This is a genomic window from Pseudoalteromonas sp. P1-25, assembly GCF_001401805.1.
Lineage (GTDB): Bacteria > Pseudomonadota > Gammaproteobacteria > Enterobacterales > Alteromonadaceae > Pseudoalteromonas.
In genome coordinates this window covers 1-24,459 of sequence record NZ_LKDW01000036.1, presented here as the reverse complement: position 1 = coordinate 24,459, position 24,459 = coordinate 1, and the positions used below count along the sequence as shown (strand labels likewise).

Genomic DNA, 24,459 nt, shown 5'->3' with positions numbered 1-24,459 from the left:
CCCTAAACGGTGCTTAATTAGATCGAGCACAGTAAAACGTACGTACTAATTAGCCTGTTACCCAGGCTAATTAGGTTTTTATAATGGCAGCTTCTCGCAGCATACCCACCTCAAGACTCTCTCGATTTGCAAAGCTTGGCTCTTTAGCCGGTGGTGTAGCAACCAACATGCTTATAGATGGCACCAAAAGTGCGCTCTCTGGTAATGGTTGGGATAATAAATCTTTACTATTACAACCTAAAAACATAGCAAAGCTAGCTGAACAGCTTTCACACCTGCGTGGTGCGGCCATGAAGCTAGGACAGTTACTATCTATGGATGCGGGCGAGCTATTAAGCCCAGAGCTCGCCCAACTACTCGCATTGCTTCGTGCTGATGCAAACCCAATGCCGCATAAGCAGTTAATTAAGGTACTTAAAAATGAATGGGGTGATGATTGGCTTGGACGTTATTCACATATTGAACTTAGCCCCTTTGCAGCGGCTTCTATTGGTCAAGTGCACTTAGCTTATCAAGAAAATGGCGAAAAGCTGGCGGTAAAAATTCAATACCCTGGTATAGCGCAAAGTGTGCACAGCGATGTAGATAATGTTATTGCACTTTTAAACATTACTCGTTTAATCCCTAAAGAGCTTGATATACAGCCACTAATAAATGAGGCTAAAGCGCAGCTACTTGCCGAGGCTGATTATGAACGCGAAGCACATTACCTTAAAAAAGTGGGCAAATTGCTAAGCCAGCATGTTGAGTTTAAAGTGCCTAAGGTATATGCCGCTCATAACACTAAACGCATTTTGGCAATGGAGTATGTACAAGCCACGCCTATAGAAGCGCTTAGCAATTTACCCCAAGATGAGCAAAATAACATTGCAGCGAACCTCATAGATTTATTTTTTAAAGAAATGTTTGAGTTTAAGCTAATTCAAACGGATCCTAACTTTGCTAATTTTCATTATCAGACTCAGAGTAAGCAAATTGTGTTATTTGATTTTGGGGCAACCCGAGAGATTTCGAGTGAGTTGAGCAAGGCTTACCTGTCACTATTTATTGCAGGCACCGAAAACAATAGGGCGGGCGTGTTAGCCGCCGCAACTCAGATAGGTTACTTTAAAGATGATATTGTAGATAGTTATAAAAATCATGTTATTGACTTATTTTTAATGGCGTGTGAGCCGCTAAGAACCACTGGCGAGTTTGATTTTAAAAACAGCCCCTTAGCAACAAATATTAAAAATGCGGGGCTTGAGTTGAGTGCACAGTCGCAGCAATGGCATACACCGCCGGTTGATGCGTTGTTTATTCACCGTAAGTTAGCTGGGCTTTATTTAATTGCGGCAAAGTTAAACGCAAAAATAGATATTAATACTTTATTTAAGCCTTATATTACAGGCCGCTTTATTTAGCTGTTTAGCGCGTGACTTTATGACATAATAATCGTGATATTTCGCGAGGATGATGCAATGATAAAACAGTTTTTAAATGACCCCAAACTTTTACTTAATGCGGTAGGAGAGGGTATTTACGGCTTTGATTTATCGGGCAATGCGGTGTTTGTAAACCCAGCAGCTGAACGCATGACCGGTTGGAAAGCCGATGAGTTATTAGGTAAAAAAATACATCAGTATCATCATCACAGTCACGCCGATGGCTCTCCTTATCCAGCCGATGAATGCCAAATATATTGCACCATGTTTGATGGCAAACGCCGCGAGGTTAAAAACGAAGTATTTTGGCGAAAAGACGGCACCTCGTTTGCAGTAGAATACACATCTACCCCAGTTTACAGGCAGGGTGAGTTAATAGGTGCGGTCGCGGTATTTCGCGATATATCAGCGCAGAAAAAAACACAAAATGATCTAAAGCAAGCACTTGAGCAAGTTAAGCACTTAAGTGAGCAGCTACAAGATGAAAACAACTACTTAATTGAAGAGCTTAACCAAGACTGGCAAGGCTCAGGTTTAGTGGGCCAAAGCCATGTTTTTCAAGCTATGCTGGCGCAGATCAAACTTGTTAGTGAAACCGACAGCACCGTACTTATACTCGGTGAAAACGGCACGGGAAAAGAGCTGGTGGCGCGTAACTTACACCGGTTAAGTAAGCGCAGTAATCAAACATTTATAAAAGTGAACTGCGCAGCGTTTACTCCCAGTTTGTTAGAGTCTGAATTATTTGGCCACGAGCGCGGTGCGTTTACCGGTGCAAACGAGCGACGTAAAGGCCGCTTTGAACTGGCCGACAAGGGCACGTTGTTTTTAGATGAAGTGGCTGAGTTGCCATTAGAGGCGCAAAGTAAATTGCTACGCGTATTACAAGAACAAGAGTTTGAGCGCGTAGGCGGTAGCACTACATTAAGGGTAAATATTAGAGTATTGGCAGCAACAAATCGTGACTTATGGCAAATGGTGCAAAAAGGCAGTTTTAGAATTGATTTATATTATCGGCTTAATGTGTTTCCTATTAAAGTACCGGCACTAAGAGAGCGCAAAGAAGATATTCCTTATTTGTGTACTAATTTAATTACTCAGCTTAATAAGCGTTTAGGTAAGCAGTTAAAAGGTCTCAGTAAAAAAGCGATTAGCCAATTGCAATCCTATGACTGGCCAGGAAATATTCGTGAGCTCCAAAACGTACTCGAACGCGAAGCTATTTTATCAAAGCACGACATACTTAAGCTAAGCCAGCCCTTACAAGCGGGTACAAGCAATGTGGTTAATGCCTCTTTAACACTTGCTGAAGCACAAAAGCAGCATATTATTGCCGTGCTTGAACTATCTAATTGGCAAATATCCGGTGATAAAGGCGCAGCAAGTAAGTTAGGGCTACCAGAGAGCACGCTTCGTTCTAAAATGCGTAAACTAGGTATTGCTAAAAATTCGTGATATTTAACGAGTTTCGTTAAATATCACGAATATAATTTATAAGTACAAAAAAATATTCTTTTATATCAAGTGTTTACATCAAGTTTTAGCTTGGTCTGAAAGTTGCAAAAGTATACTTAATACCGTCACTATTAAGTAAGTACTATGAAGTTTGATATTAAAGAAGAAGACATGCTCATTAAGCCCTACAAAACAGAGGGCCCGATTTACATTCGCGAACAAAAAGGCTTTTTTCAGCGCATAAGGCGTAACTTAGGTTGGCTACTTATGCTCACATTTATAGCCATACCTTGGATACAATATAAAGGAGAGCAAGCGGTGCTATTAGATGTAGCAACGCAAAAATTTACAATTTTTAGCTTAACCTTACTGCCACAAGACTTTATGATTTTAGCGCTGCTATTTATGGTAGGCGCCTTTGCATTGTTTTTTGTCACGAATTGGCTTGGCCGCGTGTGGTGTGGATATACCTGCCCCCAAACAATCTGGATGTTAATGTTTAGTTGGGTAGAGCAACGTATAGAAGGTACGCGTAATCAGCGTATAAAGTTAGATAAATCGCCATGGAGTGCTTTAAAGTGGCGTAAAAAAATAACAAAACATGCTGCGTGGCTTGTTATATCACTGCTTACGGCCACCTCGTTTATGGCGTACTTTATTCCCGCTAAAAGCTTATACCTTGAAATGTTTACCTTGCAGTGGTCGGGTATAACGAGCTTTTGGGTGTTTTTATTTGCATTTTGTACTTATGGAAATGCTGGCTTTTTACGCGAAAAAATGTGTAACGTGGCATGCCCGTATTCTCGCTTTCAATCGGTGATGTTTGATAAAGATACATTGGTAGTAAGCTACGATGCAAAGCGCGGCGAAAACCGCGGCCCCCGTAAACGTAAAGCAGACCCTAAAGCACTTGATTTAGGCGACTGTGTAGACTGTAATTTATGTGTAGAGGTATGTCCTGCGGGCATAGATATTCGTAACGGCTTGCAGTATGAGTGTATAAATTGTGGGTTATGTATTGATGCCTGTGATGACACTATGGATAAATTTGGTTATCAAAAAGGGTTAATTAAATACGCCAGCGAAAAACAGCTCGAAGGTAAAAAAACCAATCCATTTAGGCTTAAATTAGTGGGGTATGGCGTATTAACAGGGGTGTTAATTATTTCTATGGTTGCATGGGGGTTGCAACGTACGCCAATAGAGGCATCGGTACTGCGCGACAGAAACGCCTTGTACCGTGTAAATTATGAAGGTTTAGTAGAAAACCCATATACACTCACTATTATCAATAAAACTCAGCAGCCAATGCATTACGCCATAGCCATAGAAGGGTTACCAAAGGCTATGCTTAGTGCGCCAAGCTCTATTTTGGTATTACCAGGACTCATGAAGAAAATCCCGGTTACAGTCACCGCCGATGGTTACGACATTGAAAAAAAAGTAACGCCAGTGAGCTTTATTATTTCAGCTAATGAAAATCCAGACATAGCCATTACTAAAACAAGTCAGTTTTATAAAAACTAGCAATGGCTTGGGCTAAAGTTAGCTCACGCCATTACTTAATTGCGATGAAATAAAACGTTTTGCAGCATCTAGGTTATCAAATAAACATTGGTTAAAATCTACATCGCGTTTAGCGTTTTGCATTATTCGCTGCATTTGGCTTATAGCAATAGGGGAGGTGAGAACAAATGCACTTATTAAGCAGTTAGTCTGTTGCATATGTGTACTTATGGCAACCATTTCTTTCTCTGCATCGGGTGTAGCCGCAAGCACACACGATGAGTCGCTTATGTAACCCCATTGTTTACCTTCAAATTCAGCGACTGTTTCAAAAAGAGCGGCTTTAAAGCTAGCTAACACCTCAAGGTCTAAATTTCCGCTAAACTGGGCAATCACGATATTGCCCTCAACGGATAGAGTAACCTCTGCATGTTTATTTTTGTATTTCATGGCAGGCTCCTAATTTAAATTAGTGCAAAATTAAAGTGACTTTAAATAATCTAACGCACCGGTAATAACAGCTACTTGCGCTTGAGTACACTGCTCATCTGAGGCGCTTGGGCTATCAGGGTATACTTCGGTTGTTGTTACATACGGGGCGTCAGTAAAGCCCATGCATAAGCCCAATTCGCGAGCTGCGTAGTTTATAACGCCAAATTGTTCCTGCGGTACACCAATTAATTGATTATTTTCGTCGCTAGGGGCGATGTGGGTTACCTTCTCAACACTATTTAAAATGGCCTTTTGAAACTCGGGGGCTGGTTTTTTGCTATCTGCCACTAAATAAAAGCCATCTGGTATGTTCCAGTTAGTGTTAAGTTTACCATCGCGGGCAGCTAAGGCCGGCCTAAACTCACTGTTGTCTGTGTCTGTGGTTTCGTGTAAGTCAATGTGCGCAACTAACTCAGTGTTAAGCGAGGTTACATATTTCATAATAGCAGCTGATTCTTGGGCTGGGCTGTTATCGTAAAAAGAGCGGTTAGGGTCAATGGCCTCAGGGTTCCAACGGTTTATGGTTTCAAAGCCCCAGGGGCTAATACACGGCGCAATAACAAAGTTAAAATTATTTATATATTCTTGAGCGTCAGTTTGAGCAAATGCCAGCGCCCCCATAACGCCACTTGTTTCGTAGCCGTGCACCCCGCCAGTAATTAAGATGGTTGGGCGATCACTTTGCCAATTTTTACTTTTATATGCATAAAGAGGGAACTTAAGTGGTGAATAGTCTAACTCGCCGTACTGCTCAACATGTAAAAACGCGTTAGGTTGCTTGATTTTACTCACAACGAGCTGGTTGTAATCACGCTTTTTTTGTTGAAGTTGTAACCATGCTGCTTTATCACTGCTATTCCAAGGTGTATTGGGGGTACCGATTGGGTATAAAGAGTCGCTCATTGTGTGCCTTTAATTTATCGCTTTACAAAGGCATTAGCTTATCGTTGCTAGAAAAAGCCTGCAACTAGAAATGCTCGGTTACGTCAGACGTATTTTCATATAAGGTGGCGTTTTCGCGTTTATGTTTTTCGAATAAATACTCACGCAGTGCTTCTTTACCACTTTTAATACTGACAATTTTAGCGGCATAGCCTAAGTTAGTTTTACGGACTAAATCTACAAGTAGAGTGACTTTTTTCTTATTGGGTAGTTTAAATGTAATATGTTGCGCGTGGGTAAGGCTGTAGCGATGGTCGCGGGGTTTTAGTAGCACGCCACTACTAGAGAGCGAAAGTACATAAAAGCGCTCACTTTGTAGGTTAAGATCAGAATAACGCCAGCTTCTATCTACACCTTCGGTATCAATAACCTCTGGCGCACTTAGTACGGGGTTTAAGTAACCATCATCGTTGAGCTTAAACTCAAGCGGAAACCACAATTGATAATGCCCAACTTCAGCTAACATAGTTAATTTAGCATGAGACAACAAACCTTTTAGTGTATCGGGTAAGGTGGTTCTTAAGCTAAGCTGTGAGTTATCGTTTGTATTGTCCTTGTTACTGCCTACAACAGACGAAATAAAACTTAACTCTTCCTTAGTTAAATCCATATTATTTCTCGTTTAATAAAAACTTCACATTAAACCAATAGTGCACTTTCTTCAATATTCAAACGTGAAATTTAAGCAAATTTAAACACCTGCTTAGGAGTAAATAAGGTGTGTTTATTTTTTAGGGGTTATTTACCATCGTATAAACATTAAATGTTCGCAGCATACAGGCACTTTATAATAAACGTTTATACTTGCTTGGCTAACCCCTCACTTTTAAAGCGCAACGCGCTTTGGTATTTAAACTATGGTAAAATTTATTTTTAATTTCAGTCTATTCAAGGTTTTATGGCGCAGTTTATTGCCACTCCAAGCTGGTTAGGACGTTTTTTTACGCGTATTAGCACCGTTACTATTAAGCAAAATTCACTTGTTATACATTGTAAAAATAATACCTCACGCGCCTATTTAATTAGCGACTTTACTAATTTTACCCAATTTAAAAAAGGCCTATTTAGCGGGAAAATAACCCTCAACCATGGTACAAAAACGGTAATTAGCCTTTTAAATAAACAGCAGGCTCAAACGCTTAGTGAGCAGCTAAACAGCGAGTTTGCCAATCACCTAGAAGAAAAAGTGAATACAGCAAAAACGCTTGTAAAACGTTATGCAACAAATGAGTATCTTCGTGACTCAAATGTGCCGTTACTTAAATCGGCGGTGTTTTCATTGGCACACCGGTACAACGCTTTGCCAGCACTGTGGCAGCAGCATTTATCGGCCATTAATATTAAATTTTTAACGATTTTAAGTAGCTCACCAACAGTAGCGCACGCCACAGAGCAGTTGCGTAAAAGTTATGAGCAAAAAACACTTACGGCAAGAGCCGATTTTTATAATGTGGTTGAAGCAAATCCGCTTACACGCGAGCAGCGCCTTGGCGTTATACGCAATAACGATAAAAATTTGGTGTTAGCGGCCGCAGGCACAGGTAAAACATCGGTAATGGTTGCAAAGGCTCTAGATTTAATAGTTCATGAAGGTGTAAAGCCCGAGCAAATACTGATACTCGCTTATAATAAAAATGCGGCAAACGAGTTAACTGAGCGCTTTAATTTAAGGGCGCAGCACGCAAATTTAAAGGTTACGCCGCCTACTATTTTAACGTTTCATGCGCTGGGGCTTAAGCTACTTAAAAGCGACAATAAAGCACTTAGCTTATCGCCATTTGCAAGTGACGCTATGGCGCTTAATAAATGGTTTACTCAGTGGCTTAGCAACACTTTAAAAACAGACCCTCGTTTTTGTAAAACCTTTGTTGAGACCCTATATGAACCTACTGATAGCCTCAATGCCGTAACTAAAACCGCCATAAAAGCACAAACCTATCACACACTATCGGGGTTAAAAGTAAGCAGTTATCAGCTCTTATTAATTGCTAATTGGCTATATATGTATGGTATTGAACACACTTACCAAAATGATGACACCGCCGATTTTTACTTGCCACAGCACCAGGTTTACTTGGCGCATTTTGTGACAGATAGGCAAGGTAATTCAGTGCAGCATGCACCTAACTTGCACAATAGCGAGCATATTAAATATGTACGCGCGCACCATAAAAAACATGGTCAAACCTTGGTGCAAACATTTCATTATAACTGGCAAGAAGGTCAGCTTGAGCAGCGCTTAAAAGCACAACTACAAAAACATAAAGTGAACATTAACCCTGTAGACAACCACGCAGTGTACGAGCGTTTATCTGCAACAGGGCTGTTAAAGCAAAATGTAAATAAGTACTTAAACTGTCTAAGCGCAATAAGGGGAGAACAGCTATCTGACTCTCAAATAGCAGCGCGAATAGCTAAAAGTGGCATTATAAATCATAAGCGTTATACAACATTGCTGGTGGCAATGCAGCGTGTATACAATGAAAAATTAAAAGAGCAAGACGCTATAGATTTTGACGGCATGATTGCAAGCGCAGCTCAGGCGATTAAATTGGGGGAGGTAAGTGTACCTTGGCGCCATATTTTAGTTGATGAATTTCAAGATATTTCATGCGCACGCATGGCGTTTTTAAATACGTTAATACATTATGGCCCGCAACCTTGTTTTACTGCGGTTGGCGATGATTGGCAGGCTATTTATCGGTTTTCAGGTGGTAATTTGGCACTGACCACACGGTTTAATGATTTAATAGGCAGTCATTCACTCACGTTATTGCAAAAAACGTTTAGATATAACAACAGTATTAGTGAAGTGGCAGGGCGCTTTGTAATGCAAAACCCTGAACAATATAAAAAGCACATCACTACACATACGCAAGTAAGCACCCCTCAAGTTGTGTTACTTGACGATTTACACCAAGGTAAAAAGTCAGTAGCGCTAAAGGTGCAGCAAATCATAGCCACAATTAATAAAAATAATAGTACGGCCAGTATTGCCGTATTGAGCCGATATCGATTTATGCTTAATGAGGTAGAGCAGCACTTAGCAGGTAACAATTTTGCTAATCCACTGCATTTTTGGACACTGCACGGCGCAAAAGGACTTGAGGCTGATTACTGTATTATTATAGGTTTCGAACAGGGTAAGTTAGGCTTTCCTAGCAATAACCCTGGCAATTTACTTGTTGAGGCATTATTACCCACGCAAGATACTTTTAAGCATTCTGAGGAGCGACGTTTATTGTACGTAGGGATCACACGTGCTAAGCATAAAAGCTATTTAATTGCGCCGCCATCTGGGTATTCTGAATTTATTAGTGAGCTAATAAACGATAATTACCCAATTGATATAGCCTCTAACTTGTTTGCAAAGCAGACTAACAGCAGAATAAGTAAGGATAATGGTTAAATGTAAGAGTATTAACTGCGAAAAGTGCACATCACCTTTTTTACTACCGGGTAAACTTGCTTAATACACTAATGCCATGTGTCGCAATCATTGAGCACCCACATTTACTATTTAGCCCGCCATTACATGCTGTTAAACTTAACGCCTATTTAGATTACTTCGAGAGCGTTATGCGTACTTGTGCTTTTTTGACTAAGCGAATGAGCTTTGTATTTATTTTATTTACTTTATTTTCATTTAAGGGAGCTGCACAGCAAGATCAAACCCTAATTTTGGCCGGTAGCGCAGTTAATAGTTGCAGTGACAAAACGGCGCTCGGTTGCAACGCGCAAAATAAAGCTGTGTTTCGGGTATCGAAGGCAAACATTAAACAAATAAAGCTAAATTGGCCTTCGAGTCATACCACTAAAAAAGCAGACGTATTAACGACCTTAGACGCCCTTATAAGCAAAGATGAAAAGTTACTCTCTAAAAGTGAGCTGCTTTGGCAATGGCGAGATATCAATAACGAGCAACTCAATAGCCTAACAAAGCAAGAGTTTAATTTTGTGTTTGATATGCTCGAACAACCCCATTCAAACTCTCGGCCTAAAGCTGAACCACAAAGCAACAGTATATTGCAATTTATAGCGGGTAGCTTAAAAGTGGCAAACCCAACACCCACCTTATTAATTATTAGTGCAGCACAGCGAGACCCATACGCACAAATAGAGGCGCTTAAAACGCTTTTACCAAAAGGTGTAACCAGCCAATGGTTGCCGCTTACACCTGCACTTGCTAAAGCAATTACTAACAATACCTGTAGTGATTTACCGGCGCTGCGTCACTCACAAATGAACCTGTATAATCGCAGCAATGTTTATCCTGAGCTTACAAAGGCTGAGTATACACTGTGTAATAATGGGGTTGAGGCGTTAGTTAATTTAATAAACACCAGCACCGGTGTTTTATTTAGCGACGGCACGGCTAAAAATGCTTTAAAAGCACTGTATGATGAAAATAATACTGCCTACCCTTGGACGAACGCGCTTAAAACTCGCCCTGTTATTGTAGGGCTAGGTGCAGGAAGCAAAATACAAAGTGAAAAAGTCTATCTTTCGCAGCATCAAAGCGAAACGGTATTAAAAGCAAAAAGTGCCCCGCAGCCTACTGTAATTAAGGGGGTAAACACGTTTACCTATGGGCCACTGAGCACTCGCTTTAGTGAGCAAAATCAAACGCTAAACCTAGCCAATACATTAAATAACGTTAAGCAAAACGCTGTTATTAAGCATGGTTTTGGCATTGATGAAAACACAGCCTTAGTCGTTATAAAATCCCAAAAAGGAGATTTAATGACGGTAATAGGGCAAAGTGGCGTGGTGCATTTAAGTACGCAGCAAAAAGTAAACAACTATAACTACTCGTACTGGCCTGCTCGTAGTGTAATAGATATTACTAATGCGGGCTTTAAGCTTAGCGAGCGCACCATTAGCCAAGCATTAGCACCTGTTAAAATACCGCCTTTACCGGTGCAGCGTTTTGCCAATATTTTAACCGATTCAAAACTACGCTCGCTCACACAAGCTATGTGCATAAGTCAAGAGCAAAGTGCGGTAGGGCAACAAGATGACCTTTTAATAAATTTAACGGCCACAAAAAACACCCACTATTACCGCGTTAATACCCAGCCGTATGGCTGCGCGCTAAGTAATTTATTATTAAATGTAGAGCGCTTTTAACCATAAGCGCTACACACATAAGCTTTATATAAAGGTTTAAGTTTAATGTAATGAGCTTTAAAATAGCGCCCAAGAAATTTATTACCTATTCGCTTAGTTATATTCTACGAATAGGTATTAACCAAGCAGATTTTATAAAGAGCAATTTATGAATAACGAGCACGACATAATCGACAACCTAGCAGAACTAGAGAACTTTTTAGTTATGGTAGAAAACGGCGGCTTAGGTTTAAAAGGGGTGGCTGGTGTAGGTATGGCCACAAGTAACAAAGACGGCAGCCATTTTGTTGCGGTATTTGACGATAAACAACAGTTATTACTAGCGCGAGGCGTTACAGCTGAAGTGTTCGAAAACGGCAAAGACATGGTGCGTAACGGCGTAGGGCGTACACACTAAAAAAAGTTAAAAGCGCCGTATGGCGCTTTTAACTGTTTATAACGAACTCTAAAATATCTAAAGCCTGCCAACTTGTTTTGAGCTAATACTGGTCACAATATTATTTTCAAAGCGGATCAATACGATGTACATCCCTCCAATCGAACCTTTTAGCTTATAAGTAAACTCTTCTGTTTTAACTAAATTGTCACCTTTGCCAATATCAACAGCTTCATTAAGCACATCTTTATAAAGTGGTGCACCCACCAGAGCTACAATGTCGGATTTAGTTTTACCCACACTTAATAGATTTCCGCTTTTTAGTCGAAAACTACCCTGGGCAAACGCAAAGCTTGAAATAAAAAGAGATAAAAGCAGAGCTAACATAATATGCTTTTTCATAAGTCATCCTTAAACACACAGTATTTAATGCTAGGTATAAAAGGTAATACAGAAAAATGACAGTGAAAAAGAGAAAAGAGGGGATTAAATGGTCGGTATGGCAGGATTTGAACCTGCGACCCCTGACACCCCATGACAGTGCGCTACCAAGCTGCGCTACATACCGACGTTGTTTGCAATAGTACGTATATTTTCTTAAAAATCAATAAGTGATTGTTTGTTTGCGCGTTTATTGCGCAAATAAGTTAAAAAACTATATTTAAAAGCGCAACTTCATAGGCTTTGTCTTGGCAAAACAGCAAGCTTCCGCAAATTCAACCAGCAAAGAACAATATGTCCTAATCTTTATTTAGCCATTGATTGATCGAGTCGTACATTTCATCACGTATGAGCGGTTGAGCTTCTTTATTTGGATGTAATTGATCTCTTTGCATTAAGTTTGGCTTATCTGCCACATTAAGCATAAAAAAGTTAAGTAAATGAGCATTTGTTTTTTCACTTACTTGTGTAAAACTGTCTGTGAACATTTTACTGTAACGCGGCCCGTAATTAGGGGGAATGTAAATTTCCATTAGCGCGACCATGGCATTTTCAGCTTGGCTTTTTTCGATCAAATCCGTTAAGTTGGCCTGCATTTTTGTTACCGGAAAACCACGCAAACCATCATTAGCACCTAGCTCAATAAGCACATGGCTTGGTTGGTATTTCGCGAGTAAGGCATCTAGCCTGCGTAAAGCGCCGCCGGTTGTTTCGCCACTAATACTGGCATTAATTAGCTCTATATTACGCTGCTCTGCATCGTATTTATCTTGTAACAATTTAACCCAGCCTTGCTCTTGTTTAAGTCCATAGGCTGCACTTAAACTGTCTCCAAGTATTAAAATCGTGTTGTCGGCCGCCGCACTAAGTGGTTTGATAACTAAAAATAAAACGAATACAAAACGTAGGATTGAATGAGTCATATGTCAGCGCTTTCTCAATTAAATATTATTCAAGTAAATGGTTTGTCTAAAGTAGTTTCTACCTTCGAAGGTGAGTTGCCCATCCTCAGCGACATCAGCTTTAATGTCAAGCATGGTGAGTCAGTTGCTATTGTGGGCACATCGGGCTCAGGAAAATCCACGTTATTAAGTTTATTAGCGGGCCTAGATACAGCCAGCAGTGGTGAAATCATCCTTGATGGCGAGCCACTTCATACATTAGATGAAGAGCAACGCGCGGCATTGCGAGCTGAAAAAGTCGGCTTTGTATTTCAATCTTTTATGTTGGTACAAAGCTTAACGGCCCTTGAAAACGTCATGCTGCCAGCAGAGCTTGCTGGCGAAAGTGATGCGAAAGAGCAAGCCCTTGCTTTGTTAGAAAAAGTAGGGCTAAGCCACCGTATTGATCATTACCCATCGCAACTCTCGGGTGGTGAGCAACAACGTGTGGCTATTGCCCGGGCTTTTATTGGCACCCCTAAAATTTTATTTGCCGACGAGCCTTCTGCAAATTTAGACAGTAAAAACGGCAAAATGGTGGAGTCGTTATTGTTTGATTTAAACCAGCAGCACGGCACAACGTTAATTTTAGTAACTCACGATGAAGCACTCGCGCAAAAGTGCCAGCATATTGTGCAAATTGAAGCGGGGCAGTTAGTTAAAAACTCAAAAGAGGACGTAGCGAATGTGGGCTAAGTTAGCACTTAAATTATTTGCCCGTGAATTTCGCCGGGGCGAGCTCACGGTTATTAGTGCCGCGATTGCGCTTGCAGTACTAACAGTGTTCACGCTGTCTATGGTGACAGAGCGAATAGCACAAAGCATAGCACAAAAAAGTAGTGCGTTTATTGCGGCTGATAGAGTGCTGGCCAGTGCTCACAAATTAGATACGGCGTTTATTAATAAAGCCAAACAAGAAAACTTACAAACTGCGCAAATGGTCTACTTTGATACCATGTTATTTGCCAACGACGAGATGCAGTTTACCTCGGTAAAAGCGGCATCAAACGAATACCCGTTAAAAGGCGAATTAAAAGTTAAATCATCGTTGCTTGGCGAAACGCAAGTAGCCCAGGGCGGACCAAAGCCTGGTAATGTGTGGCTAAGTGAATCGGTTTTTTACAGCTTAAATATTGATATTGGTAGCCAAGTAGAGCTAGGTGCTGCCGTATTCAATGTAGAAAAAGTGGTAGTTGAAGAGCCTGATGCCCCGTTTAATGTATTTTCGAGTAGTCGCAGAGTACTCATAAATATTGCTGATGTTGCAAAAACAGAAGTGATACAACCTGGCAGCCGAGTGAACTACCGCCAATTGTATGCAGGCGATGAGTCAGACATAACGCGGTTTTATGAGTGGTTAAAGCCACAAATGGCCGAAAATCAACGCTGGTACGGCGTCAAAGACAGGCAATCGCCTATATCAAATAGCTTAAACCGAGCAGAAAGTTTTTTATTACTAGCTGGCTTACTGGGCATTATTTTAGCCACAGTTGCCATTGCTGTGTCGGCAAAGCGTTATTGTGAGCGCCAATACGACCCCGTAGCTATGATGAAAACCCTTGGCGGAAGCCGCGCATTAATTCGTAAAATTTACTTTATGCATTTACTCATGGTTTGCACTATGGCGGTTATTATTGGCTTAGCCATAGGTTACGGTTTACAAGAAATTGCCACCGGGTATTTAGCAAAAAGCATGGATATGAGTTTACCTGCAGCGGGTTTTAAACCTTGGCTGGTGGCTATTAGCACAGGTGTTATATGTGCAGTTATGTTTTCTATTAAGCCACTGCTTGATTTATTTGATATTCCACCGCTTAGAGTATTGCGCCGTAATTTAGGCGACAGACTAGCCGTAAGCCGTGTTCACTTAGGTTTAAGTGCCCTTACGGTGTTTTTATTAATGTGGTTATTTAGTAACAACATTAAAATAACGCTTATTTTGTTTGTCTCTACACTGGCTTTGATTGCGGTGTTGTTTGTTATTTCAAAATTAATTTTTGGTGGGGGCCGTAAATTAGGCTTAAAACCAGGTAATAGCTGGTCGTTAGCTATTGCCTCTATTCAAAAGCGTGCCAACGTAAATGCAGTCCAGCTTATTAGCTTTTCGTTGGCGATAAAATTGCTGTTGTTTTTGATTGTACTTAAAAATGACATGATCTCAGATTGGCAATCACAACTGCCAGCCGATGCTCCTAATGCATTTTTAGTAAATATTACGCAAAACGAACTTGAGCCTGTAAACAATTACCTAGCAGAAAACGATATTTTAGTATCTGATTTTTACCCAACCATTCGTGGGCGCGTAAATGCGGTAAATGGCGAGCTTGTTGCGCGTAAAGTGTCGTTGCAAGATAACGAGAAAAAAGATGAAGAAGCGCGTTCAGGCATCGGTCGTGAGCTTAACTTAACGTGGCTTGAAAACGTGCCAGCCCAAAACGAAATTGTGCAAGGACAGTGGTTTGGAGAAGGCGCGGTGGGTGAAGCATCGGTTGAGGAATCAATGCTGGAGCGTTTAGATGTAGAAATAGGCGACACGTTAACATTTCTAATTGGTGCGCAATCATTTGACGCTAAAATAACTAGCGTACGTAAAGTAAACTGGGCTACGCTAAAACCTAACTTTTTTATTATTTTAAGCCCCGACGTGCTAAAAGATTTTCCGGCAACGTATATTTCATCCGTGCGTATAGAGCCTGAGCAAAAGAAAGCGTTTAGCCAGTTACTACGCACGTATCCAACCATTACCGCTATTGATGTAGATAACTTTGTAAAGCAAATTCAATCAACCATTGAGCAGGTGTCGTTAGCGATTGGCTTTGTGCTTGCTATTGTGGTGTTGTGTGGTGCATTAGTGCTTATATCGCAGGTGCAAGCGAGCCTAGGTGAGCGAATGCAAGAAATAGTAATACTGCGAACTTTAGGCGCCAAAGGGCGATTAATAAAAAATGCGACCCTTTATGAGTTTTTGCTATTAGGTGGTTTAGCTGGGTTTGTAGCCGCATTATTTAGTGATGTAGCTTTGCTAATTGTTCAGCAGCAAATGTTTGACTTAGCTGGTAAGCTGCACCCGGCAATTTGGCTAATAGGGCCGGTATCGGGCGGGGTGTTTGTGGCGGCGCTTGGCTACTTAATGATTGCCCATAAGCTTAAACAAAATACCCAAGGCTTAGTACGTGCTTTAGCCTAAGCTATACTTTTTAATGCTAAACGCCCGCACTAAGTTGCGGGCGTTTTTGTTTTTACTCGCCACTGGTAATTTATACAGTGCTCTGGCATTATTACCGTTATTGAAAAATAACAATAATGAGTGTGCTGTTTGGCCATTATTTTAGGGATAGACCCAGGTTCACGTTTAACGGGTTACGGTGTAGTTGCTCACCAAGGTGCTAAATTTACCTATTTAGGCAGTGGGTGTATAAAATTAGCTGAGCACGAGTTTCCCATACGATTAAAAATGATCTACCAAGGGATCACACAAATAATAGAGCAGTTCTCACCCGAAACCTTTGCCATAGAAAAAGTATTTATGGCGCACAACCCGGATGCCGCGCTAAAGCTAGGCCAAGCCCGAGGAGCCGCTATCGTGGGCGCCTCTATGGCCGAACTACCCGTATTTGAATACTCAGCACGGCAAATTAAGCAAGCCGTGGTTGGTAATGGCGGCGCCGATAAGTCGCAAGTACAACACATGGTAAAAAATATTTTAAAATTACCTGGTACACCGCAAGCCGATGCGGCCGATGCGCTTGCCATTGCAATTTGCCATGCTCACTCAGAACAAAATTTAATTAAACTAGCGGGTAGCGCAAGTAAAACCGTTAGAGGACGTTTAAGGAAATAAATATGATTGGCCGTTTAAATGGCATTTTAGTTGAAAAGCAGCCGCCCGAAATTTTATTAGAAGTAAGCGGCGTAGGCTACGAAGTACAAATGCCCATGACCTGTTTTTACGACTTACCCAATGTTGGCGAAAACGCCATCGTGTACACGCATTTTGTAGTACGCGAAGACGCACAACTATTATTTGGCTTTAATAATAAAACCGAGCGCGCGCTGTTTAGAGAATTACTAAAGGCAAATGGCGTGGGGCCTAAACTAGGCTTAGCGATTTTGTCGGGCATGTCGGCGCAACAATTTGTAAGTTGCGTAAACAACGAAGACGCCACAACCTTGGTTAAATTACCGGGTGTGGGTAAAAAAACCGCTGAACGTTTAGTGCTTGAAATGAAAGACCGCTTAAAAGATTGGGGTAATGATTTATTTACGCCATTTAGCGATAATGCCGTAATAGAGCCCGCTTGCGATGCAACTATTGCCAATAATGCCGCAGACGATGCCGTATCGGCACTTGTTGCGTTAGGTTATAAATTGCCACAGGCGCAAAAAGCAGTAAAATCGGTAAGCAAACCCGATATGTCTACTGAGGTTCTTATTAAAGAATCTTTAAAATCAATGTTGTGAGTAACCCATGATTGAAGCTGATCGTTTAATTGACGCGAGCGAAAAAACCAACGAAGACACCATAGACCGCGCAATAAGGCCCAAGCTTTTAGCCGACTACAAAGGTCAGCCGCATGTTAAGCAGCAAATGGAAATATTTATAGAGGCTGCCCGTAGCCGTGGTGAAGCCCTTGATCATCTATTAATATTTGGCCCGCCAGGCTTAGGTAAAACCACGCTTGCTAATATTGTTGCCAATGAGCTTAATGTAAGTATTAAAACCACCTCAGGGCCAGTGCTCGAAAAAGCCGGCGACCTTGCTGCATTGCTTACTAACCTTGAAGAGGGCGATGTACTGTTTATTGATGAAATACACAGACTCAGCCCGCAAGTTGAAGAAATCCTTTACCCCGCGATGGAAGATTATCAACTCGACATTATGATTGGTGAAGGCCCAGCAGCACGATCTATTAAATTAGACTTACCGCCGTTTACGCTTATTGGCGCAACCACACGTGCAGGTTCTCTTACCTCACCACTAAGAGACCGTTTTGGTATAGTGCAGCGCTTAGAGTTTTATTCTATTGCTGACTTATCATATATAGTGGGGCGCTCAGCGCATTATCTAGATTTACAAATGTGCGATGATGGAGCCACCGAAATTGCAAAGCGTTCGCGAGGCACACCGCGCATAGCTAACCGCCTATTGCGCCGTGTACGCGATTACACGCAAGTAAAATCTGATGGCACTGTGAATGCCTCGGTTGCCGAGCAGGCGTTAGATATGATTGACGTAGATAAAAGCGGGTTCGATTACATGGACCGTAAATACTTACTTGCCATTATCGAAAAATTTATGGGCGGACCTGTAGGGCTAGATAATTTAGCCGCCGCCATCGGCGAAGAAAAAGAAACCATTGAAGATGTAATTGAGCCGTTTTTAATTCAACAAGGCTTTATACAGCGCACACCGCGCGGGCGAATTGTGTCAGACAATGCGTACCATCACTTTGGTTTACTTCCTAAACAAGATTAACCCCATTTAGCCCGTTACAATCAATGTAGCGGGTTGCACCTACCCTTAATTGTAAAATTTTCTTAATAGTTAATCAGCTTTCATCCACTTTGTTGCAAATGTAACCAATAAATTAAATTCATTTTGTAATTCACTTAACGTTAAGACTGGCGTGGCTATGCTGCGTACCATTGAATTTATCACGGCACTTATTTGCTACTTTTTGAGAGCTTAAAAGTGTGGTTATTTAAATTAAGTACATTGTATTTTTATAAAGAGACTTACTGACATCTTAAATTAGGCTGATATAAGTTTTTTTAGTGAGAAGCTTTTAGCGAAAACGCGGCTTTTAGAAATGCGCTTTTATTGAGTATTCAGGTTAAGTAAGAAGCGCGAAAGTTTAGGCAAAAAAAAGCCCGCATATAATGCGGGCAAACAACAAGTTGAAGGAAGTAATCCAGGGAACTACGTTTTACTTAATTAGGTTTTATCCAAAAAGAGTAAAACAATGTAATACGATTAAAAATCCTATTACTAAGAACTTGGCTTAATGAAAAATCTTTCATTCAGTGCGTAAGCTCGGTATAGGAGAATAATACGGAATATGTGCTTTTTGTTCAAACTAGAAAATTTAAAACTTCAGATAAAAAAAACTAATCTGATGAATTTTTTAGTTGTTCGAAACTTGTGCGTTAATTATTCGTTAACTTTATAAGTTGCTGAAAATTAATAAATAACTGGTGTGAGTTGTATTGTTACACTATTAGTTAAATTAGTACATGCACAATGACATGAATAGCTTTTGCGTGCTTATGCACTTTTTATGAATAAACGCAGCATTTTATCAAGTTTTCTGCGTATATTTACGCACTTTTATTGTATTTAGTTGTACTTTACTTAGCGTGGCAGTCGCGTTTTAGAAACAAACAAGTGATTAACCGTATGTTTAACGTTTTTTGTTGCCAATTCATAGCAATACCGTTGTCAGTAAACTCTTGACTCGATACACTAGATGCAACTTATGGCCGTTACAATGGTCTTATTTACATAAAATAACCAAATTGACGTTTTTTGAAATTATTTAGGAGTTTAACGTGGGATCAGGGCTTAACTTTTTAGATCTAATTCTAGAAGCCAGTTTGCTTGTGCAGTTAGTTATGCTAGCGCTTGTAGCAATGTCTGTAATGTCATGGGCAATTATTTTTCAGCGCAAAAAAGCAATTAGCGATGCCTTGTCTGATGCAAAAAAATTCGAACAAAAATTTTGGTCAGGTATCGACTTAAGCAAATTATACAACGAAATTTCATCACGCAGTGGCCAATCTCATGGTATTGAAGCGTTATTTACATCAGGCTTTAAAGAATTTGCACGCCATAAAAAGAACACATTTCAAAGCGCAGGTATTGTTATGGAAGGTACGCACCGTTCAATGCGTGTGGCTCTGTCACGTGAAATTGAAAAACTAGAATCGAGCTTATCGTTTTTAGCGACAGTAGGTTCAATTAGCCCATATATCGGCTTATTCGGTACGGTGTGGGGTATTATGAATGCCTTTATTGCACTAGGTGAAGTTAAACAAGCAACTTTACAAATGGTAGCGCCAGGCATTGCTGAGGCACTTATTGCAACAGCAATGGGTTTATTTGCGGCTATTCCGGCTGTTATTGCGTATAACCGCTTTGCTAATAAAGTTGAAAAACTAGAATCACACTACATCAACTTTATGGAAGAATTTGCCAATATTTTACACCGTCAAGCAGCTACCCAAATAGAGGCTAAAGCGAATGTATCAGCGTAAGAAGCGCCGTCCGGTCGCAGAAATTAATGTAGTACCTTACATTGATGTAATGTTGGTATTGCTAATTATATTTATGGCAACAGCACCGCTTATTACTCACGGTGTAAAAGTTGATTTACCAAAAATGGAAGAGTCGGATTTAGTTGACACTAAAGACACGCCACCCATTATTGCCTCAATTGACTCTGCAGGTAAGTACTATGTAAGCATAGGAACTGATCCAGAGGAGCCAATGGAAGCACTGGATGTGGCAGCGGTTATTAAGCTTCAGCTAATGAAAAACCCTGATGTACCAGTAATGATTAAAGGCTCTGGTAAGGTTTCGTACCAAGAAGTATTGTTATTAATGGACTTTTTAAAGAATGCTGGCGTACCATCTGTGGGTTTAATGACAGAATCCTTTGAGGGGAAACAGTAGTAACATGAATAGTTCTATAATCAAGTCAGTGCTTTTACATTTAGGTTTGGGGGGCTTTTTGTGGGCAACTGCGAATATACACCCTCCAGCACCTAAAGTAATGGAAGTGACGCTTAATTCGGCTATTCCTGAGCCTGATAATGCAGTGTCTGCGGTCACTGTAGATCAAAAGCAAGTTGAGCAAAAAATTGCCGAGTTGCAAAAAAAAGAAGACGCTAAAAAACGTGCTGAAGATAAGCGCATTCGCGACTTAGAGCGCAGAGCCGCCAATGCACGTAAACAACGTGAAGCCGAAGCCCGTAATATTAAAAAGCTAGAGCAACAGCGTAAAGCAAAAGAGAAAGAAAAAGCACAAGCTGAGGCGGAAGCTAAAAAAGCGCGTGAAATTGAACAAAAAGAACGTGCTAAGGCAAAACAAGCCGAAAAGCAAAAGCAAGAGGCTGAAAATGCAGCCAAAGCGGCTGCAGATAAACGTAAAGCAGAAGAAGAGGCACTGAAAAAAGCCGAAGCAGAGCGTAAAAAACGTGAAGCAGAAGCCAAAGCGCGTGCCAAAGAAGCCGAACGCAAACGTCAGCAAGCGCTGCAAGAGCAAATGTTACAAGAACAACTTGCTAAAGAGCAGGCTGCACGTAGTAAAATACGCCAACAGCAAGTAGTAAGCGAAGTTGATAAGTATAGAGCCTTAATTATGGCGCGTATTCAGCAAAACTTACTGATTGATGAAAAAATGAAAAACCAACAGTGCCGAGTAAATATTCGTCTTGGGTTTAATGGTTTAGTCACGCAGGTTAAATCGTTAGGGGGTGATAAGTTAGTGTGTGAAGCAGCACTTAGAGCTGTGCGCATGGCCGACACATTACCTGTATCTAAAGACAAAGACGTGTTCGAGCAACTTAAGAATATTAATTTAACAATCAAGCCAGAATTTTAAAGGAATGATATGTTCAGCAAAATTAAAATAGCCTTTGTAGTTATATTATTAGGGTTTCAGGGTGTGGCAAATGCGGCACTTGAAATTGTAATAACTGAAGGTGTAGACGGTGCACGTCCTATTGCCATAGTGCCTTTTAAATACAATGGTGTTGGCCCAATTCCGCAAAAATTGAGCGATGTTATTGCTGCCGATTTAATGCGCAGTGGTAAGTTTAAACCGGTAGATGTAGCACAAATGCCGCAACTTCCTAATAAAGATGGCGATATAGACTACGCAGCTTGGGTAAACCAAGGTGTAGAAGCGGTTGTCGTTGGCGAAGTTGATCAGCAAACTGATGGGCGTTACCTAGTACGCTACGAATTGGTAGATGTGATACGTGGGCAAATTACCGGCGGCCAAACGCAAATGATGAGCAACGGTAAACTTGTAAAAAGCCAAGACCACATTTTAGAAGCACGTGAAAGCGTAATTGGTGAAAGTGGCTTTCGCCGTTATTCACACCGCATAAGCGATGTAGTCTACGAAAAGCTAACCGGTGAAAAAGGCGCGTTTTTAACTAAAATTGCGTATGTAATTGTACGCGAAGATCAACCAAAACCTTACCAGTTAGTGGTTGCCGACTATGATGGCTTTAACGAGCAGGTGTTATTGCGCTCAAAAGAGCCGTTGATGTCGCCAGCATGGTCGCCTGATGGCACTAAGCTTGCGTATGTAACATTTGAAAACCGCCAAAGCCAAATTTATATTCAAGATCTCTACTCAGGTAAGCGTGAACTGATTACAAGCTACCGTGGTATTAACGGTGCACCGCAGTTTTCACCAGATGGCAAAAAAATGTTATTGGTGCTTTCTAAAGACAAAACAGGTGCAACCGAAGTGTATGTTTTAGATTTAGCAACCCGTAAAGAAACACGCCTTACACGCCACCGTAGTATAGATACTGAACCATCTTGGTACCCAAATGGCCAGGATATTGTGTTTACATCTGAAAGGGGTGGTAATGCCCAGATTTATAAGTTAAATTTAAGAACTGGTAGGTCACAACGATTGACCTTCGACGGCGATATGAACCTAGCGGGTTCTATAACGCCAGACAGTAAAGAATTAGTGATGGTTAACCGTACCAACGGGCAGTACCATCTTGCTAAGAAAGAGCTGGCTACAGGTGCGTTTCAAGTATTAACACGAACTCGCCTTGATGAATCTCCGAGCATAGCGCCAAACGGTTCGATGATCATTTATAGCACGCTTCATAATAATAAACAGGTACTCGCGCTGGTATCGATGGACGGTCGCTTTAAAGCACGTTTACCCGTGCTAGACGGACAAGTAAAGGCACCAGCTTGGTCGCCATATTTACAGTAATATTTGCTGGTTTACTCAAAATAGGAATCTACTCAATGCAACTTAACAAAGTACTTAAAGGCCTGCTAATCGCTGTGCCAGTAATGACATTAGCCGCTTGTAGCTCATCTTCAGATATTGATGAAGGCGCAGCTAACCAATCAAATCAAAGTGCAGTTGAGCAATCAACAAACACGGATACAGTTGAAGTAGCAACAATTTCACCTGAACAACAAGCAGAAGAGCAACTTCGTCAAAAATATGAAGCGCTTCGTCAAGAGCAAATCATTTACTTTGACTTCGACAAAGCAACTGTTGAGAACAAGTACGCAGAATTACTTCGCGCACATGCTGAGTTTTTAGTTCAAAACCCTTCAGTAAAAGTATTAATTGAAGGTCACGCTGATGAGCGCGGTACGCCTGAGTACAACATTGCACTAGGTGAGCACCGTGGCCAAGCTGTAGAAAAATACCTACAAAGCTTAGGTGTTTCTGCTAGCCAAATGTCAGTAGTTAGCTACGGTGAAGAGAAACCAATGGTTAAATCTCGCACTGAGTCAGCTTTCGCTAAAAACCGCCGTGCGGTACTAGTTTACTAAGATAAGAGATATTATGAAGCCGAAAATTATTTTGGCAGCCATGATATTGAGCGGGAGCACCCAAGTTTTGGCTGCTCCCGCTCCTGTTTCAGAAGCTGCAAGTTCACAGTCGAGCATAGAGAAGCGTTTAGCATCACTAGAAAACATGATGCAGTCGCGAAACTTATTACAAGTTGAATTACAGCAACAACTTAACCTGCTTCAAGATGAAGTAAGCCAAATTCGCGGTGTTACTGAAGAGCAAAGCTATAAACTTGAAAAGGTACTTCAGCGCCAGCGAGAGCTTTATCAAGAAATAGAAAACCGCGTAAGCCAAGCGTATACACAACCTGCTGCTACGCCTGCAACCGATTACACGCAATCGAGCGATGCACAAACCTATAGCAGTGACTTATCTGAAAACGAGGCGTATGAGCGTGCAGTAGCGCTAATAATGAAAGATAAACGCTACGACCAAGCTATTCCTGAGTTTCAAACATTTTTAACAACCTATCCTAATTCTGTGTATGCCTCTAATGCACATTATTGGCTTGGGCAGTTGCTAACCATTAAAAATGATGGTGTAAAAGCAAGTGAGCATTTTAAAGTGGTGGTTAATGAGTTTCCTAACTCAAACAAACGACCAGATGCCATGTTAAAATTAGGCACGCTTTTACAAGAGCAAGGCCTAAATCAAGAGGCACAAAAAATATTGGGTGATCTAATTAACCAATATCCGAGTACAACTGCTGCAAAACTTGCAACCGAGCGTTTAGCTAATTAGGGCGCATTTAAGCGGTGTATTTAAAGCTCAAACTACATAGAAATACTCGGCGAATCTTGTATTTGCATGTAGTTTGAGCACAAACGCTTTAATTTTGCTCACCTAGGCATAAAAACTGAAAAAAAGAGACATTTTCGGTTGCACTCATTTTATAAATAAGTATTATAAGCGCCCGCAGCAAACGAATGGTTACCCCACTCAAAATGCGGCAAAAAGAGCGGGTCATTAGCTCAGTTGGTAGAGCAGTGGACTTTTAATCCATTGGTCGATGGTTCAAGTCCATCATGACCCACCATTCTTTAGTAAGATAAAGATTGGTTCAATCGGCGGATTTACGCAGCTCACTTAAATAGTAAGCACACAGAGCGGGTCATTAGCTCAGTTGGTAGAGCAGTGGACTTTTAATCCATTGGTCGATGGTTCAAGTCCATCATGACCCA

22 protein-coding genes and 3 tRNA genes are annotated in these 24,459 nt (G+C 41.0%); 19 read left to right on the top strand and 6 right to left on the bottom strand.

Translation table 11 applies throughout. From position 1 onward, the window contains the following. The first annotated feature begins 83 nt into the window (after positions 1-83). The 3 genes from AN393_RS17150 to ccoG all read left to right on the top strand — a co-directional run bounded on the left by AN393_RS17150 (position 84) and on the right by ccoG (position 4,406). A complete protein-coding gene (locus AN393_RS17150; protein ID WP_055018729.1) occupies positions 84-1,403 on the top strand; it encodes an AarF/ABC1/UbiB kinase family protein in 1,320 nt (439 codons plus the stop codon). Between the two features lie 57 nt (positions 1,404-1,460). After that, entirely contained in the window at positions 1,461-2,879 is a 1,419-nt protein-coding gene (locus AN393_RS17145; protein WP_055016238.1) for a sigma-54-dependent Fis family transcriptional regulator, read from the top strand. A gap of 144 nt (positions 2,880-3,023) precedes the next feature. Beyond that, a complete protein-coding gene (gene ccoG, locus AN393_RS17140) occupies positions 3,024-4,406 on the top strand; it encodes a cytochrome c oxidase accessory protein CcoG (protein ID WP_055016239.1) in 1,383 nt (460 codons plus the stop codon). An 18-nt stretch (positions 4,407-4,424) separates the two neighbouring features. On the opposite strand, the gene AN393_RS17135 is transcribed toward ccoG, so the two are convergent. The 3 genes from AN393_RS17135 to AN393_RS17125 form a co-directional block, all read right to left on the bottom strand. Continuing rightward, positions 4,425-4,835 (bottom strand): hypothetical protein, encoded by a 411-nt coding sequence (locus AN393_RS17135; RefSeq protein ID WP_055018728.1) that lies wholly within the window; start codon positions 4,833-4,835, stop codon positions 4,425-4,427. Positions 4,836-4,865: 30 nt separating this feature from the next. Continuing rightward, positions 4,866-5,780, bottom strand: a complete 915-nt coding sequence (locus AN393_RS17130; protein WP_055018727.1) for a M14 family metallocarboxypeptidase — start codon at positions 5,778-5,780, stop codon at positions 4,866-4,868. A 64-nt stretch (positions 5,781-5,844) separates the two neighbouring features. Then, positions 5,845-6,429 carry a hypothetical protein gene (locus AN393_RS17125; protein ID WP_055016242.1) on the bottom strand — a complete coding sequence of 195 codons (585 nt, stop codon included), beginning with the start codon at positions 6,427-6,429 and terminating at the stop codon, positions 5,845-5,847. Between the two features lie 288 nt (positions 6,430-6,717). Between AN393_RS17125 and AN393_RS17120 the strand changes: the two genes are divergently transcribed. The 3 genes from AN393_RS17120 (at position 6,718) to AN393_RS17110 (ending at position 11,346) form a co-directional block, all read left to right on the top strand. After that, positions 6,718-9,228: a UvrD-helicase domain-containing protein gene (locus AN393_RS17120; protein WP_055018726.1), complete on the top strand. Its 2,511-nt coding sequence runs from the start codon at positions 6,718-6,720 to the stop codon at positions 9,226-9,228. 170 nt (positions 9,229-9,398) lie between these two features. Next, positions 9,399-10,949: a hypothetical protein gene (locus AN393_RS17115; RefSeq protein WP_055018732.1), complete on the top strand. Its 1,551-nt coding sequence runs from the start codon at positions 9,399-9,401 to the stop codon at positions 10,947-10,949. A gap of 148 nt (positions 10,950-11,097) precedes the next feature. Beyond that, entirely contained in the window at positions 11,098-11,346 is a 249-nt protein-coding gene (locus AN393_RS17110) for a hypothetical protein (RefSeq protein WP_055016244.1), read from the top strand. 57 nt (positions 11,347-11,403) lie between these two features. Here the strand turns inward: AN393_RS17110 and AN393_RS17105 are convergent, their stop codons facing one another. From AN393_RS17105 to AN393_RS17095, 3 genes are all read right to left on the bottom strand, one after another. After that, positions 11,404-11,727 carry a DUF2845 domain-containing protein gene (locus AN393_RS17105; RefSeq protein WP_055018725.1) on the bottom strand — a complete coding sequence of 108 codons (324 nt, stop codon included), beginning with the start codon at positions 11,725-11,727 and terminating at the stop codon, positions 11,404-11,406. An 89-nt stretch (positions 11,728-11,816) separates the two neighbouring features. Next, positions 11,817-11,893: transfer RNA gene (locus AN393_RS17100), tRNA-Pro, on the bottom strand. A gap of 172 nt (positions 11,894-12,065) precedes the next feature. Next, the gene (locus AN393_RS17095) at positions 12,066-12,689 is read right to left on the bottom strand and encodes an arylesterase (RefSeq protein ID WP_055016255.1); all 624 of its coding nucleotides are present in this window, start codon (positions 12,687-12,689) and stop codon (positions 12,066-12,068) included. On the opposite strand from AN393_RS17095, the gene AN393_RS17090 reads away from it, so the two are divergent. From AN393_RS17090 to AN393_RS17030, 13 genes are all read left to right on the top strand, one after another. Continuing rightward, positions 12,690-13,403, top strand: coding sequence for an ABC transporter ATP-binding protein (locus AN393_RS17090; RefSeq protein ID WP_055016256.1), 714 nt, complete (start codon positions 12,690-12,692; stop codon positions 13,401-13,403). Beyond that, positions 13,393-15,894, top strand: coding sequence for an ABC transporter permease (locus AN393_RS17085; RefSeq protein WP_055016257.1), 2,502 nt, complete (start codon positions 13,393-13,395; stop codon positions 15,892-15,894). Before AN393_RS17090 ends, AN393_RS17085 begins: the two co-directional genes overlap by 11 nt. A 129-nt stretch (positions 15,895-16,023) precedes the next feature. Continuing rightward, positions 16,024-16,548, top strand: a complete 525-nt coding sequence (gene ruvC, locus AN393_RS17080) for a crossover junction endodeoxyribonuclease RuvC (RefSeq protein WP_055018724.1) — start codon at positions 16,024-16,026, stop codon at positions 16,546-16,548. A 2-nt stretch (positions 16,549-16,550) separates the two neighbouring features. Then, positions 16,551-17,168, top strand: coding sequence for a Holliday junction branch migration protein RuvA (gene ruvA, locus AN393_RS17075; protein ID WP_055016258.1), 618 nt, complete (start codon positions 16,551-16,553; stop codon positions 17,166-17,168). A 7-nt stretch (positions 17,169-17,175) separates the two neighbouring features. Continuing rightward, positions 17,176-18,183, top strand: coding sequence for a Holliday junction branch migration DNA helicase RuvB (ruvB, locus tag AN393_RS17070; protein WP_055016259.1), 1,008 nt, complete (start codon positions 17,176-17,178; stop codon positions 18,181-18,183). A 1,073-nt stretch (positions 18,184-19,256) separates the two neighbouring features. After that, positions 19,257-19,961: a protein TolQ gene (gene tolQ, locus AN393_RS17065; protein ID WP_004587273.1), complete on the top strand. Its 705-nt coding sequence runs from the start codon at positions 19,257-19,259 to the stop codon at positions 19,959-19,961. Then, complete coding sequence (tolR, locus tag AN393_RS17060) at positions 19,948-20,379, top strand: protein TolR (protein ID WP_055016260.1); 432 nt, start codon at positions 19,948-19,950, stop codon at positions 20,377-20,379. Before tolQ ends, tolR begins: the two co-directional genes overlap by 14 nt. A 4-nt stretch (positions 20,380-20,383) precedes the next feature. Next, the gene (gene tolA, locus AN393_RS17055; protein WP_055016261.1) at positions 20,384-21,310 is read left to right on the top strand and encodes a cell envelope integrity protein TolA; all 927 of its coding nucleotides are present in this window, start codon (positions 20,384-20,386) and stop codon (positions 21,308-21,310) included. 9 nt (positions 21,311-21,319) lie between these two features. Beyond that, positions 21,320-22,678 carry a Tol-Pal system beta propeller repeat protein TolB gene (gene tolB, locus AN393_RS17050; protein WP_055016262.1) on the top strand — a complete coding sequence of 453 codons (1,359 nt, stop codon included), beginning with the start codon at positions 21,320-21,322 and terminating at the stop codon, positions 22,676-22,678. 35 nt (positions 22,679-22,713) lie between these two features. Further along, positions 22,714-23,256, top strand: coding sequence for a peptidoglycan-associated lipoprotein Pal (gene pal / locus AN393_RS17045; RefSeq protein ID WP_004587277.1), 543 nt, complete (start codon positions 22,714-22,716; stop codon positions 23,254-23,256). A 13-nt stretch (positions 23,257-23,269) separates the two neighbouring features. Beyond that, positions 23,270-24,019, top strand: a complete 750-nt coding sequence (gene ybgF / locus AN393_RS17040; RefSeq protein ID WP_055018723.1) for a tol-pal system protein YbgF — start codon at positions 23,270-23,272, stop codon at positions 24,017-24,019. 219 nt (positions 24,020-24,238) lie between these two features. Next, a tRNA-Lys gene (locus AN393_RS17035) sits at positions 24,239-24,314 on the top strand. 72 nt (positions 24,315-24,386) lie between these two features. Next, positions 24,387-24,459 (top strand) — tRNA-Lys (locus AN393_RS17030).

Coding starts and splice junctions, on each gene's coding strand:
- AN393_RS17150 (WP_055018729.1), top strand. CDS start 84: ATGGCAGCTTCTCGCAGCATACCCACCTCAAGACTCTCTCGATTTGCA.
- AN393_RS17145 (WP_055016238.1), top strand. CDS start 1,461: ATGATAAAACAGTTTTTAAATGACCCCAAACTTTTACTTAATGCGGTA.
- ccoG (WP_055016239.1), top strand. CDS start 3,024: ATGAAGTTTGATATTAAAGAAGAAGACATGCTCATTAAGCCCTACAAA.
- AN393_RS17135 (WP_055018728.1), bottom strand. CDS start 4,835: ATGAAATACAAAAATAAACATGCAGAGGTTACTCTATCCGTTGAGGGC.
- AN393_RS17130 (WP_055018727.1), bottom strand. CDS start 5,780: ATGAGCGACTCTTTATACCCAATCGGTACCCCCAATACACCTTGGAAT.
- AN393_RS17125 (WP_055016242.1), bottom strand. CDS start 6,429: ATGGATTTAACTAAGGAAGAGTTAAGTTTTATTTCGTCTGTTGTAGGC.
- AN393_RS17120 (WP_055018726.1), top strand. CDS start 6,718: ATGGCGCAGTTTATTGCCACTCCAAGCTGGTTAGGACGTTTTTTTACG.
- AN393_RS17115 (WP_055018732.1), top strand. CDS start 9,399: ATGCGTACTTGTGCTTTTTTGACTAAGCGAATGAGCTTTGTATTTATT.
- AN393_RS17110 (WP_055016244.1), top strand. CDS start 11,098: ATGAATAACGAGCACGACATAATCGACAACCTAGCAGAACTAGAGAAC.
- AN393_RS17105 (WP_055018725.1), bottom strand. CDS start 11,727: ATGAAAAAGCATATTATGTTAGCTCTGCTTTTATCTCTTTTTATTTCA.
- AN393_RS17095 (WP_055016255.1), bottom strand. CDS start 12,689: ATGACTCATTCAATCCTACGTTTTGTATTCGTTTTATTTTTAGTTATC.
- AN393_RS17090 (WP_055016256.1), top strand. CDS start 12,690: ATGTCAGCGCTTTCTCAATTAAATATTATTCAAGTAAATGGTTTGTCT.
- AN393_RS17085 (WP_055016257.1), top strand. CDS start 13,393: ATGTGGGCTAAGTTAGCACTTAAATTATTTGCCCGTGAATTTCGCCGG.
- ruvA (WP_055016258.1), top strand. CDS start 16,551: ATGATTGGCCGTTTAAATGGCATTTTAGTTGAAAAGCAGCCGCCCGAA.
- ruvB (WP_055016259.1), top strand. CDS start 17,176: ATGATTGAAGCTGATCGTTTAATTGACGCGAGCGAAAAAACCAACGAA.
- tolR (WP_055016260.1), top strand. CDS start 19,948: ATGTATCAGCGTAAGAAGCGCCGTCCGGTCGCAGAAATTAATGTAGTA.
- tolA (WP_055016261.1), top strand. CDS start 20,384: ATGAATAGTTCTATAATCAAGTCAGTGCTTTTACATTTAGGTTTGGGG.
- tolB (WP_055016262.1), top strand. CDS start 21,320: ATGTTCAGCAAAATTAAAATAGCCTTTGTAGTTATATTATTAGGGTTT.
- pal (WP_004587277.1), top strand. CDS start 22,714: ATGCAACTTAACAAAGTACTTAAAGGCCTGCTAATCGCTGTGCCAGTA.
- ybgF (WP_055018723.1), top strand. CDS start 23,270: ATGAAGCCGAAAATTATTTTGGCAGCCATGATATTGAGCGGGAGCACC.